Origin of the sequence: Caloramator sp. ALD01 (assembly GCF_000472625.1) — a bacterium.
GTDB lineage: Bacteria > Bacillota > Clostridia > Clostridiales > Caloramatoraceae > Thermobrachium > Thermobrachium proteoclasticum.
This window is the reverse complement of record NZ_AXAA01000007.1, coordinates 98,131-110,932: the sequence shown is the minus strand read 5'-3', so window position 1 is coordinate 110,932 and position 12,802 is coordinate 98,131. Positions and strand designations below refer to the sequence as shown.

The following is a 12,802-nucleotide window of genomic DNA, read 5'->3' as shown; positions in this document are numbered from 1 at the left end:
CGTGAACTCTACGAGTTTCAGAATTACAACGAGGACAAGTATGAGGCTTCTTTTTCATTTCTAAATAAATTTCATAGCAAACATTATCAAGTACTTTTGTTATAATAACATCTTTAAAACCAAGTAAATTTTTGATACAATTATTAGTGTGCACTTGTAGGATGCCTCCTTTCAGGTAATATTTTTGTAGTTAATTTAATTTTACCAGGCATCTAAAACAGGTGCATATTTTTTTTGTAAAAAAATATGCTGGGGCTACGCCCCAACATTTATTATAGAACCGTTTTTTATAGGTATTTTTTTAGATGTTTTGCAAAAAATATCTAAAAAAGAGGTGATAGTATGAAAAGGCTTACAGATATTTTAAATAAAAAGGTTGTTACTTATTCAGGAGAGGATTTAGGAAAAATAATTGATGTTTTATTTGATTGCAGAAAGTTAAATGTTACAGGTTATATAATTTCTAAAAGAAGAGGAATATTGAGTAGGTATTATTTTGTGACCCCAAAACAAATTAATATAGTATCTGATGTTATTATAATTTCTAATCTTGATAAAAATTTAAGCAAAATTAAATATAAGGTGATTAGAAAATTGAGTTTAGCTGAGAGATTAGGTAATAGTGTTTTTTCAAAAAATACAAGTTATTTAGGCAGTTTAAAGGATATAATATTCGATGAATATACTGGAGAAATAAAGGCACTTTGTGTAACAAATGGTATACTAAATGATTTGATAAATGGTAGAAATATAATTTTGGTTGATAAGGACACTAAGTTTAAATCTAAATTTATAATTGTAAATGATGACATAAGAATCTTAAATAAAGCATCAATTAATAAAATACTAAGGTAGTGTTTATTTATGATTAATAAAAAAACATTTATAATTTATTTTATATTTTTTATATTGTTTGTTTTAAGTTTATATATAATTAAAGACTTGCTTGAACCTATCATTGTTTCAATAATATTTGCATACATACTTTATCCTATAAAAAGACATCTTGAAAAAAGAGGTTTTTCTTCAAAATTGGCGGCATTAGTAGCACTAATCTTTATTATAATTCTAATAATATTTGTTTTTCTTGTAATTGTACCAAGTATAATAAAAGAAATATTTATTATTGCATCAAGCATTGACATTATAGAGGATACGCTTAAAAGGTATTTTATATTTTTAAATAGAATTCCAGCATATCTTAAGGGAAATATAGAAATTTTACTCAATAAAGTCAAAAATAATATTACATTGTACTTAGACAAAATATTTGTAAATACAATTGTTGTTTCAAAAAAGGTTCCATTATATTTATTAACACCAATATTCACCTATTATTTTTTGATAGATACAGACTATTTTAAAAAACAATTAGTAAACATAGTTCCAGCTAAATTCAGATTAGCATTATTTGAATTGGCTAAGGATATAGATGAAATTATAGGAAAATATATAAAGGGTCAGTTAATTCTATCAATTATTATATCAGTTTTTACCTTTATTGGACTTGTTGTGCTTAAAATTAGATTTCCTCTTTTTATTGCTATAATAAATGGATTTACAAATATAATACCTTATTTTGGACCTGTTTTAGGCTTTATCCCTGCACTTCTTATAGCATTAACTCAATCTATAAATAAAGCGATTATAGTTACAATCTTTTTCTTTATAATTCAAGAGGTTGAGAGTAGTATAATAGCACCAAAAATATTAGGAGATAGTTTAGGTATTCATCCTGTTTATATAATTATTATTTTGTTAATAGGTGGAAAATTTTTTGGAGGAATTGGACTTTTATTAGCAGTACCTATTGCAGGAATTATAAAAGTAACTTATAATTATTTATTGAAAAAAATATTTTAAAAGGCAATGAAGGGAAGGAGTACATACTAATGCTGTTTCAGAGAGAAGGTGGTTGGTGAAAACCTTTACAGATAGGTATGGAAGCAGTCCCTAAGCTGTGTGCTGAAATTTAAGTAGGCATTACCGTTGGCTGTCGTTAAGGCTTTAAGTGACCATTTTGGTAAATAGGGTGGTACCGCGGAAGTAATCTTTCGTCCCTAATTTTTAGGGATGAAGGATTTTTTTATTTAATTTTATATGGAATTATAGCATTTATACACTAAGGAGGTTAGAAGTATGAATTATATGGGTTTGAATGAAATTAGAGAAAAATATCTATCTTTCTTCGAAAGTAAAGCACATTTAAGATTACCAAGTTTTTCTCTTGTTCCACAAAATGATAAAAGTTTATTATTAATAAATGCAGGTATGGCACCACTTAAACCATATTTTACAGGGCAAGAAGTTCCTCCAAGTAAGAGAGTTACAACTTGCCAAAAGTGTATTAGAACAGGTGACATAGAAAGAGTAGGTAAGACAGCAAGACACGGTACCTTCTTTGAAATGTTAGGTAATTTTTCCTTTGGTGATTATTTTAAAGAAGAAGCAACTGCTTGGGCTTGGGAGTTTGCAACAGAGGTTTTAAAACTTCCAAAGGATAGACTATATGTAACAATATATGAAAATGATGATGAAGCCTTTGAAATATGGACAAAGAAGGTTGGTGTACCTGCAGATAGAATTTATAGAATGGGTAAAGAGGATAATTTCTGGGAGATAGGCCAAGGGCCTTGTGGACCTTGTTCAGAGCTATATTTTGATAGAGGAGAGGATAAAGGTTGTGGCAAACCAGATTGTAGGGTAGGATGTGATTGCGATAGATTTATTGAATTTTGGAACCTTGTATTTACACAATTTAACAAAGAAGAAGATGGCACATATTCAAAACTTGAAAATCCAAATATAGACACTGGAATGGGATTAGAGAGAATAGCAACTATTATGCAGGGTGTAGATTCAATTTTTGAGGTAGATACTATAAAGGCAATTTTAGATAAGGTATGTCAAGTTGCTAATTACAAATATAATACAGATGATAAAAAGGATGTTTCTATAAGGGTTATTACTGACCACATAAGAAGTGTTACATTTATGGTAAGTGATGGAATACTTCCTTCAAATGAGGGACGTGGATACGTATTGAGAAGACTTTTAAGAAGAGCTGCAAGACACGGCAAACTTCTTGGAATAAATAATGCCTTTCTGTATGATATATGTGATGTGGTAATTGAAAATTCAAAGGCAGCTTATCCAGAATTAGATGAAAAAAGAGAGTTTATAAAGAAGGTTATAAAGCTTGAAGAAGAGAGATTTGATGAAACTATAGATCAAGGATTAAGCATTTTAAATGGATTTATTGAAGCATTAAAAGTGAATAACAAAAATGTTTTAGATGGAGAAAGTGCATTTAAGTTATATGATACATATGGTTTCCCAATTGAGCTTACAATAGAAATTTTAGAAGAACAAAATATGACTGTTGACTTAGAAGGATTTGAAAAAGAAATGGAGGCTCAAAAAGAAAGAGCACGTTCAGCAAGAGAAGAAACTAATTATATGGGAACAGATTTAGACATATATGCCACTTTACCAGCTGATTTAAAAACAGAATTTGTTGGCTATTCAAACTTAGAAACAGATGCAAAAATACTATATATAATTAGAGAAGGACAATTTGTTGAAACTGCAAAGGATAATGAAGAAGTAACATTAATATTAGATAAGACAACCTTCTATCCAGAAATGGGTGGTCAAGTAGGCGATACGGGTGTTATAGTAGGAAAGGATTTTGAAATTAATGTTTTAGATTGTAAAAAGACACATAACAATAAAATAATACACATCTGTAAGGTTGTTAAGGGAGATGTAAAAAGAGACGCTGAAGTTATAACAAAGGTTGATGCACAAAGAAGGATGGATATTGCAAGAAATCATACTGCAACACATATATTACACAAGGCATTAAGAGAAGTTTTAGGTAGCCACGTTGAACAATCAGGTTCCTTAGTTGCAGGTGATAGATTGAGATTTGACTTTACACATTTTGAGGCAATGTCAAGTGATGAAATCAAGAAGGTAGAGGCATTAGTAAACGAAAAAATATTAGAGTCTTTAAGTGTTGAAACTATTGAAACTTCACTGGATGAAGCTAAAAAGATGGGGGCTACAGCACTATTTGGTGAAAAATATGGAAGTAAGGTTAGAGTTGTAAGAGTAGGTAACTTTAGTATGGAACTTTGTGGAGGAACTCACGTTTCAAATACATCAACAATAGGTATGTTTAAAATAATCTCTGAAGGTGGAGTTGCAGCAGGCATTAGAAGAATTGAAGCTGTAACAGGCAGAGGTGCTATTGATTTTATTAATTCGGTTGAAGCTACACTAAATGACGTTTCGAAGGTTCTAAAGACTACAACTAAAGAAGTAGTTAGAAAGGCTGAAGGCTTAATTAATGAACTTAAGGAAAAAGAAAGAGAAATTGAGGCTTTAAAGAGTAAGATGGCCAACAGTGTTGCTGATGAAATTGTAAATTCTGCAAGAGATATAAAGGGTGTAAAGGTTGCTACAGCTAAGGTAGACTTAGATGCGGATGGTTTAAGAACATTGGGAGATAGACTTAAGGAAAAATTGGGAACTTGTGTAATAGTTCTTGGAAGCAGCAAAGAAGGAAAAGTTGTATTTGTTTCTATGGCAAGTAAGGATGCAGTACAAATGGGAGCACACGCAGGAAACATAATAAGAGAAGTTGCAAAAATAGCAGGAGGCGGCGGAGGTGGAAGACCAGACATAGCACAAGCTGGTGGTCGTGATGCCTCAAAGATAGATGAAGCATTAAACAAAGTATTTGATATTGTTGAAACTATGATAAAATAATGGTATATTATGTATAAAGAATAAACAAAGGAAGGTGTTATTATGGCAGAGCACCATGAAACAATGAAGTTTAATTTTGAGTTTGAGCCTAATCAGAAGGTTAGAGAGGTATTAGATGAAGTATATCAAGCTCTTAAGGAAAAGGGATATAATCCAATAAATCAATTAGTTGGATATATATTATCAGGTGATCCAACGTATATAACCAGTCATAAAAGTGCAAGAACAATAATTAGAAGAGTTGAACGTGATGAAATATTAGAGGAGCTTTTTAAAGTATATCTTGAAAACAAGTAAAATGTTGCATTGGGATTATCCCAATGCAACTTAATTTTAAAAGGGTGATTTATGTGGAATACTATTATTTAGGTAAAACTAATTTAAAGGTATCAAAATTATGTTTTGGTAGTTTAACTGTTGGCCCACTTCAAGCAAATTTACCTATTGAAGATGGTGCTAAAATTATTGCACACGCCTTTGATAAAGGGGTAAATTTTATAGATACTGCAAAACTTTATAAAACTTACCCATATATTAAAAGAGCCTTAGAAATAACTAAAAATAAAAATATAATTATATCCTCTAAATCCTATGATTATACCTATGAAGGAATGAAGGAAAGTGTACAAGAGGCATTAGAATGTTTAGGTGTTAAAAAAATAGGTATCTTTATGCTTCATGAACAGGAGAGCAGATTAACATTAAAGGGCCATTGGGATGCATTAAGGTATTTAGTTGATGCAAAGAAAATGGGATTGATTGAAGCAGTAGGGGTTTCAACCCACGCTGTAGAGGTTGTAGAAGCAGCTGCCACAATACCAGAAATTGAAGTTATACATCCTATTGTAAATATAAAAGGATTAGGTATAATTGATGGGACTATTGATGATATGCTTAAGGCTATTAAATTTGCATATGTTAATGGAAAGGGTATTTTTGCAATGAAGCCCTTAGGTGGAGGAAATCTACTTAATTCATATGATGAATGTTTAGAATTTGTTTTAAATATACCCTATGTTCATTCTATAGCGTTAGGTATGCAAAGTATAGAAGAGGTAGATGCTAACATAGCTAAATTTAATGGTAATGAAATAGATGAGAATTTAAGAAATAAACTTAAGAATAAAAAGAAAAGACTTTTAATCGAGGATTGGTGTTCAGGCTGTGGTAAATGTGCAGAAGCCTGTCCTAATAATGCACTTTTTATAAATGAAAATAGTGCAAGAGTTAATCTAGAAAAATGCCTTCTATGTGGCTATTGTTCACAATATTGTAGAGATTTTTGTATAAAAATTGTGTAGGAGGATACAATGAGAATATTAGGTTTAGATGTAGGTGATAAAACTATAGGAGTTGCTGTCAGCGATCCATTGGGGTGGACTGCACAGGGTGTAAAAACAATAAAAAGAATAGGAATTAAAAAAGATTTGCAAGAGATACTAAATATAATAAAAGAATATAATGTAGAAAAGATAGTTGTAGGCCTTCCTAAAAATATGAATGGTACATTAGGGCCACAAAGCGAAAAAGTATTAAATTTTTGTGATAAATTAAAGGAAGTCTGTAATTTGGAAATAATATTAGAGGATGAGAGGCTTACAACGGTTGCTGCAGAGAGAATGTTAATAGAGGCTGATATGCACTGGTCAAAAAGAAAAAAAGTAATAGATACTATTGCAGCAACATATATTTTACAAGGGTACCTTGACAAAATAAAGAAATAATTTAGTTGACAATTTTTAAAATAAAACTTACAATCTAATTATAAACAAGAAAGAGGTGAATTTTATGGAAAATATGGATAATGTAATCGTTTTAACAGATGAAAATGGTCAAGAAACATCTTTTGAATTTATAACTGACTTAGAAGTTGATGGAAATGTTTACTATGTACTTTATCCAGTTGATTCAGAAGAAGAGGATGCTGTAGTATTTAAGGTTGAAGTTGATGAAGAGGGCCAAGAAGTACTTTCAGTTATAGAAGATGATGATGAGTTTGAAAAGGTTGCTGAAGCATACCAAGAATGGTTAGACAGCGACGAAGATTTTGAATTTGATGAAGAATAAAGAGGATGTACCTTCGGGTATATCCTTTTTTTATGCTAAAGGGAGGTATACTATGGGATACAAGATAGCAGGAAATAAAAAAGAAGCAATATTTATAAAAAGATTAAATAGATTTGAAGCTATAGTTGAAGTCGATGGCAAGGAGGAACTTGTACACGTACCTAATACCGGGAGATTAAAGGAACTTTTGATTCCTGAAACAAAGGTATATTTATTGGATAGCAATAATATGAAGAGAAAGACAAGATATTCCTTAATGTTTGTAAATAAAAATGACAAATTAATCTGTATCAATTCAAGCTTAGCCAATAGGGTATTAGAGGAGGCAATAATAAAAGGAGATGTATATTTAGGAGATGGTGAATTAAAAAGGGAAGTAACTTATGGGAATAGTAAATTTGATTTTTACATAAAAGGTGAAAAGCATACATTTATAGAAGTTAAATGTGCTACATATGAATTAGATGGGATTGCAAGGTTCCCAGACGCACCAACTGATAGGGGGAGTAGGCACGTAGAAGAATTGATTAATTTAAAAAAGCTTGGTTATGAGAGTAAAGTAATTTTTATTGCATTTATGGATTACGCAAAATATTTTACTCCTTATAAAGAAATGGATGATAAATTTTATAAAACTCTTTTGAAGGCAAAAGAGAATGGTGTAGACATTAAATGTTTTAGATGTTATATAACTCTTGATGAAATTGGCATTTTAAATGAAATTCCTGTTAAATTAGATATTGACAATCATTATCATTAATCATATAATATAATTGAAAATGAATTTCAATACTAAAAGGGGGATGTTAGTATGACACTTGATATGGCTAAAAGGGGACAAAAGATTTATATAAAAAAAATAAATGATGAAAAAATTAAAGTTCAAGCAATAAGACTTGGAATATATGAAGGTACAAAGGTTGACTGCTCTTTAAAAATACCATTTGGGCCAGTAATATTAAGTAATAGGATGCAGGAGATAGCTGTAGGAAGAACTTTAGCTAAAAAAATTGAAATAGACGTGATTAAGGAGGGAGCTTGATGGATTGTTGCTCAGGAATAAAAATTGACATTCCTAAGGGATTTAAAAAGCTTGTCTTAGCAGGTAACCCTAATGTAGGAAAGTCAGTTTTTTTTAATGCTTTAACGGGTATGTATGTAGATGTTTCTAATTTTCCAGGTACAACAGTTGATGTTTCACACGGAAAGTTTGAAAACTACGTTGTAATAGATACTCCAGGTGTATATGGGGTATCATCCTTTAATGACGAAGAAAGAGTTGCAAGAGATGTAATTCTTTATGGAGATGTCATACTTAATGTTGTTGATGCTCTCCATCTTGAGAGGGATTTATTTCTAACTCTACAGATAATTGATATGGGCAAACCTGTAATTGTTGCACTAAATATGATGGACGATGTTGAAAGAAATGGAATTAAAATTGATATAGATAAATTAAGTGAACTTTTAGGAGTGCCTGTAATTCCGACAGTTGCTGTTAAGGGAAGAGGGTTAGAGGAAGTTAAAAACAATATTAAAAATGCTAAAGTTGGAAACATTGATAATAAAATTAAAGAATATCTTGAGGAATATAAAAATAAGGTAGAGCACCAAAGTGAAGCTTTGATGCTTCTTGAAGATGATGATGCGATTTCAGAGAGATTAAATATTAAAACATCAGGTAAAAGAGAAGAGATATATAGGTTAAGAAGAGAAAGAGTAGATAAAATAGTTGAATCTGTAATAATTAAAGAAGGTAAAGGAAATAGACTAAGACAAAAGATAAGCTCAATGACTTTGAACCCTATAACTGGAATACCGATACTTGTGGTAGTTCTTTATTTGGTGTTTAAAGTTATAGGTGTGTGGGTTGCAGGAGATGTAGTTGGAGTTACAGAAGAAACTATTATGGTTGGGTATTATGAACCATTTATTAGAAATATAATTTTAAAAATATTTAATCAAAATACCTTTATGTATAGACTTTTAGCTGGTGAGTTTGGAATTTTAACTTTAACACCAACTTATGTGATTGGATTGTTAACACCACTTGTGATTGCTTTTTATTTCTTTATGTCTCTTATGGAGGATTCAGGATATCTACCAAGAATAGCAGCTTTAGTAGATAGAGTTTTATCCTTCTTTGGATTAAATGGAAGAGCAATTATCCCGATTATCTTAGGGTTTGGTTGTATAACTATGGCAACAATAACAACAAGACTTTTAGGAACGAAAAGGGAAAAAATAATAGCTACTATTCTGTTAGGATTTACAATACCTTGTTCAGCACAGCTTGGTGTCATTGCTGGGATGATAGCGCCACTTGGAACGAAATATATACTTATTTATGCATTTACAATATTAATAGTATTTGCTTTAACAGGTACAATACTAAATAAGACTTTGCCTGGTGAATCATCAGAGCTATTTATAGACCTTCCTCCTATGAGATTGCCTAAGATTTCTAATGTATTAAAAAAGACTTGGACAAAAACCATAATGTTTTTAAAAGAAGCAACACCCCTATTTGCATTAGGTGCTCTTATAATAACGCTGCTTGAAGAAACAAAAATAATATATAAAATACAGGATGTGTTTAAACCTATAACAGAAAGCCTTTTAAGACTTCCTAAGGAAGCTGCAAATGCATTTATTATGGGAATAATAAGAAGAGATTTTGGGGCTGCTGGTCTTACTGAGTTAAGTTTAACACCAGAGCAGACTGTAGTTGCCTTAGTTACTATTACATTATTTGTTCCCTGCATTGCATCAATTATTGTTATTTTTAAAGAGCGTTCTAAAAAGGAAGCAGCTTTAATATGGTTAGGTAGTTTCGTTCTTGCATTTTTAGTTGGTGGAGTTCTTGCTTTCTTAATTGTATAAGGAGATGATTATATGGAGATTAAATGTCCAACATGTGGAATGTTGGTAAAAAATTCGACTATATGTCCAAGATGTAGAACAGAATTGAATTCTTGCTTAAAGTGTTCAGGCAATTGCTTAAAGTGCCAGTTAAAGAAGAAGTAATTAATTACTAAAACTGTTATCAAGTTATGTATTAGCCTTATAAAGGATTTTTTAGGCATTTTCAAAAGTGTAACAAATATGCCATTTTGAAATCCTTTATGGGGCTTTTTCAATTGCTTATCACTTGACAATAGTTAAAATACAGTGTACACTCAAATTAACATATATTAGAAGCTGAGGTGCTATTTATGTTTAAAGAGGATGCAGAAAAGCTAAAGCATACTTTAAAAAGTCAAGGATATAAATTGACACCACAAAGAAGAGCCGTACTTGATGTTATTATAGATAATGAAGGTAAGCATTTATCACCTGAGGAAATATATGATATAGTAAAACAAAACTGCCCAGATATAGGACTTGCTACAGTATATAGAACACTTAATTTATTAGAAAAAATGGGTGTAGTGTGTAAAATGAATTTTGATGATGGATGTAATAGATATGAACTTGTTCACGATGAAGAGGACCACCAACATCATCATCTTATATGTAGAGGCTGTGGTAAAGTGGAAGAGGTTGAAGACGACCTTCTTGAAGTTTTAGAAGAAAAAATAGAAGAAAAATATAATTTTAAGATAAATGACCACAGCGTAAAGTTTTATGGATATTGTAGCGAATGTAGAAAGAACTTAAGGCAGTAAAATCTGCCTTTTTTTTATAAAAAGTATTTGATTATTTTTGTATTGAATATATTTTAATTGTGTATATCAAAATATTAATTTGATACTTTATTTTATTTAAATTAGATGATTTTTGTATATCAGGAAAGTATTCTTTTTTACAAAATGTAAAAAATAAAAAAAGAATAACATATTTGAGTTGATTAATTAAGTTAATATACAGTATAATAGCAGTATTGGTAATGTTCGGCTAAAAATAAAAAGGAGGGAAAGTATTTGACAAGAAAAGAAAAAGTGAAGGTAATTCCACTTGGTGGAGTAAATGAAATCGGTAAGAATATGACCGTTGTAGAATACAAAAATGAAATTATTGTTATTGACTGCGGTATGATGTTCCCAGAGGAGGAGATGTTTGGTATAGACATAGTTATTCCAGACATATCCTATCTATTAAAAAATAAAAATAAGGTAAAGGGGATAGTTTTAACCCACGGACACGAAGATCACATTGGAGCGTTACCATATGTTTTAAAACAGTTAAATGTACCTGTTTATGGGACTCGTTTGACTCTTGGTATTGTTGAAACAAAACTTAAGGAGCACGGGCTTTTAAGTGATTGCACATTAAAGGTTGTAAAACATAATGATGTTATTACCTTTAATGATTTAAGCGTGGAATTTATTAAGAACAGCCATAGTATTGCAGATTCTTGTTCTCTTGCTATACATACGCCATTAGGAACAATATTACATACTGGTGACTTTAAAGTAGATTACACTCCAATTGATGGTGTAGTTATGGATTTTGCAAGGTTAGCAGAATTAGGTAGACAGGGAGTAATTTTACTTCTTGCAGATAGTACAAACGTAGAAAGACCAGGGTATACAATGTCAGAAAGAACAGTTGGAGAAACTTTCCAAAAGATATTTAATGAAACAAGAGGAAGAATTATTGTTGCAACCTTTGCATCAAATATTCACAGAATACAGCAAATAATTGATGCAGCAATGAAGTACAAAAGAAAGGTTGCTATTTCAGGAAGAAGTATAGAAAATATTGTTGAGGTTGCTTCAAATCTTGGGTATTTAAGAATTCCAGAGGATTTATTTATAAGTATTGATGATATAAATAAATACCCAGATCATAAAATTGTTATAATAACAACAGGCAGTCAAGGGGAACCAATGTCTGCATTAGCAAGAATGTCTGTATCAGAGCATAAAAAGGTTGAAATACAAAGAGGAGATTTAGTAATAATTTCTGCAACACCTATTCCAGGTAATGAAAAGTTTATATCAAGAGTTATAAATCAGCTATTTAAGAAGGGTGCAAATGTGGTATACGAATCGTTGGCGGATATTCACGTATCAGGACACGCTTGCCAAGAGGAACTTAAATTGATACATACTCTTGTTAAACCTAAATATTTTATGCCAGTTCACGGTGAATATAGACATTTAAAACAGCATTCACTTTTAGCACAAAAACTTGGTATGGATGAAGATAATATATTTATAGCAGATATAGGTCAGGTATTAGAAATAACACACGATGGTGCTAAAATAAATGGAAATGTTACTGCAGGACAGGTTTTAGTAGATGGCCTTGGAGTTGGTGACGTAGGTAATATAGTTTTAAGAGATAGAAAACATCTTTCACAAGATGGTATTTTAACTGTAGTTGTTACAATTGAAAAAGAAACTGGTAAAGTAATAGCAGGACCAGATATAATCTCAAGAGGATTTGTATATGTTAGAGAGTCAGAGGATCTAATAGAAGAATCAAAGAAGATTGTTAAGAAGGTATTAGATAATTGTGTAATGAATCAAATAAAGGATTGGGCTACAATTAAATCAAATATAAAGGATGAATTGAAAACATACTTATATGAAAAAACAAAACGTAATCCAATGATTCTTCCAATAATTATGGAAATATAAATTGTAGGGGGGATTATGATGAATATCTATGATAAGGCACACGAGCTTGCAAGATTACTAAAAAATTCACCAGAAGTAATTGAATACAAAAAAATGATGGAGAAGATTAAAGAAAATGAAGAAAACAAGAAAATAATTGAAGACTTAAGAAAAAAGGAATTTGAAGTTTATTCTAAGCAACTACAGGGAATTCAAATAACAAAAGAAGAAATGGAAGCTATAAATAATCTATATGGAATTATTCAGCACAATTCAGTGATTAGAGAATACTTAGAAGCCGAGAGAAGATTTTCTATAATGTGGCAGGATATAATTAAAATATTAGGTGAAGCTGTAGATATTGATTTTAATAACATATAGAATGGGGGTCT

General features: G+C 30.7%; 13 protein-coding genes and 1 other annotated feature. All 13 genes read left to right on the top strand.

The genetic code is table 11. The features are described from left to right. Window positions 1-342: 342 nt before the first annotated feature. The 13 genes from A3M9_RS0105395 to A3M9_RS0105335 all read left to right on the top strand — a co-directional run bounded on the left by A3M9_RS0105395 (window position 343) and on the right by A3M9_RS0105335 (window position 12,791). On the top strand, window positions 343-855 hold the full coding sequence (locus A3M9_RS0105395) for a PRC-barrel domain-containing protein (protein WP_027308319.1): 513 nt from the start codon (window positions 343-345) through the stop codon (window positions 853-855). Window positions 856-864: 9 nt separating this feature from the next. Then, window positions 865-1,863: an AI-2E family transporter gene (locus A3M9_RS13235; protein WP_051350609.1), complete on the top strand. Its 999-nt coding sequence runs from the start codon at window positions 865-867 to the stop codon at window positions 1,861-1,863. After that, window positions 1,861-2,065, top strand: a binding site (T-box leader). Its footprint overlaps the gene before it by 3 nt. 74 nt (window positions 2,066-2,139) lie before the next feature. After that, the gene (alaS, locus tag A3M9_RS0105385; protein WP_027308318.1) at window positions 2,140-4,776 is read left to right on the top strand and encodes an alanine--tRNA ligase; all 2,637 of its coding nucleotides are present in this window, start codon (window positions 2,140-2,142) and stop codon (window positions 4,774-4,776) included. A 42-nt stretch (window positions 4,777-4,818) separates the two neighbouring features. Beyond that, window positions 4,819-5,073: an IreB family regulatory phosphoprotein gene (locus A3M9_RS0105380; protein ID WP_027308317.1), complete on the top strand. Its 255-nt coding sequence runs from the start codon at window positions 4,819-4,821 to the stop codon at window positions 5,071-5,073. A gap of 53 nt (window positions 5,074-5,126) precedes the next feature. Then, window positions 5,127-6,077, top strand: a complete 951-nt coding sequence (locus A3M9_RS0105375; protein ID WP_027308316.1) for an aldo/keto reductase — start codon at window positions 5,127-5,129, stop codon at window positions 6,075-6,077. Between the two features lie 9 nt (window positions 6,078-6,086). Continuing rightward, window positions 6,087-6,500: a Holliday junction resolvase RuvX gene (ruvX, locus tag A3M9_RS0105370; protein ID WP_027308315.1), complete on the top strand. Its 414-nt coding sequence runs from the start codon at window positions 6,087-6,089 to the stop codon at window positions 6,498-6,500. A gap of 64 nt (window positions 6,501-6,564) precedes the next feature. Then, window positions 6,565-6,843 (top strand): DUF1292 domain-containing protein, encoded by a 279-nt coding sequence (locus tag A3M9_RS0105365; RefSeq protein WP_027308314.1) that lies wholly within the window; start codon window positions 6,565-6,567, stop codon window positions 6,841-6,843. Window positions 6,844-6,895: 52 nt separating this feature from the next. Further along, on the top strand, window positions 6,896-7,603 hold the full coding sequence (gene sfsA / locus A3M9_RS0105360) for a DNA/RNA nuclease SfsA (RefSeq protein ID WP_027308313.1): 708 nt from the start codon (window positions 6,896-6,898) through the stop codon (window positions 7,601-7,603). A 51-nt stretch (window positions 7,604-7,654) separates the two neighbouring features. Continuing rightward, entirely contained in the window at window positions 7,655-7,885 is a 231-nt protein-coding gene (locus A3M9_RS0105355; RefSeq protein WP_027308312.1) for a ferrous iron transport protein A, read from the top strand. Continuing rightward, window positions 7,885-9,726, top strand: a complete 1,842-nt coding sequence (gene feoB, locus A3M9_RS0105350) for a ferrous iron transport protein B (protein ID WP_027308311.1) — start codon at window positions 7,885-7,887, stop codon at window positions 9,724-9,726. The genes A3M9_RS0105355 and feoB overlap by 1 nt, the downstream gene beginning before the upstream one ends. A gap of 332 nt (window positions 9,727-10,058) precedes the next feature. Further along, window positions 10,059-10,511, top strand: a complete 453-nt coding sequence (locus tag A3M9_RS0105345; protein ID WP_027308310.1) for a Fur family transcriptional regulator — start codon at window positions 10,059-10,061, stop codon at window positions 10,509-10,511. Between the two features lie 255 nt (window positions 10,512-10,766). Beyond that, entirely contained in the window at window positions 10,767-12,431 is a 1,665-nt protein-coding gene (locus A3M9_RS0105340) for a ribonuclease J (RefSeq protein ID WP_027308309.1), read from the top strand. 18 nt (window positions 12,432-12,449) lie between these two features. After that, window positions 12,450-12,791: a YlbF family regulator gene (locus A3M9_RS0105335; RefSeq protein ID WP_027308308.1), complete on the top strand. Its 342-nt coding sequence runs from the start codon at window positions 12,450-12,452 to the stop codon at window positions 12,789-12,791. Window positions 12,792-12,802 lie beyond the last annotated feature (11 nt).

Bases quoted from the DNA above. Each gene is read 5' to 3' on its own strand.
- sfsA (WP_027308313.1), top strand. From the start codon at position 6,896: ATGGGATACAAGATAGCAGGAAATAAAAAAGAAGCAATATTTATAAAA.
- A3M9_RS0105345 (WP_027308310.1), top strand. From the start codon at position 10,059: ATGTTTAAAGAGGATGCAGAAAAGCTAAAGCATACTTTAAAAAGTCAA.
- feoB (WP_027308311.1), top strand. From the start codon at position 7,885: ATGGATTGTTGCTCAGGAATAAAAATTGACATTCCTAAGGGATTTAAA.
- A3M9_RS0105380 (WP_027308317.1), top strand. From the start codon at position 4,819: ATGGCAGAGCACCATGAAACAATGAAGTTTAATTTTGAGTTTGAGCCT.
- alaS (WP_027308318.1), top strand. From the start codon at position 2,140: ATGAATTATATGGGTTTGAATGAAATTAGAGAAAAATATCTATCTTTC.
- A3M9_RS13235 (WP_051350609.1), top strand. From the start codon at position 865: ATGATTAATAAAAAAACATTTATAATTTATTTTATATTTTTTATATTG.
- A3M9_RS0105335 (WP_027308308.1), top strand. From the start codon at position 12,450: ATGAATATCTATGATAAGGCACACGAGCTTGCAAGATTACTAAAAAAT.
- A3M9_RS0105365 (WP_027308314.1), top strand. From the start codon at position 6,565: ATGGAAAATATGGATAATGTAATCGTTTTAACAGATGAAAATGGTCAA.
- A3M9_RS0105355 (WP_027308312.1), top strand. From the start codon at position 7,655: ATGACACTTGATATGGCTAAAAGGGGACAAAAGATTTATATAAAAAAA.
- ruvX (WP_027308315.1), top strand. From the start codon at position 6,087: ATGAGAATATTAGGTTTAGATGTAGGTGATAAAACTATAGGAGTTGCT.
- A3M9_RS0105395 (WP_027308319.1), top strand. From the start codon at position 343: ATGAAAAGGCTTACAGATATTTTAAATAAAAAGGTTGTTACTTATTCA.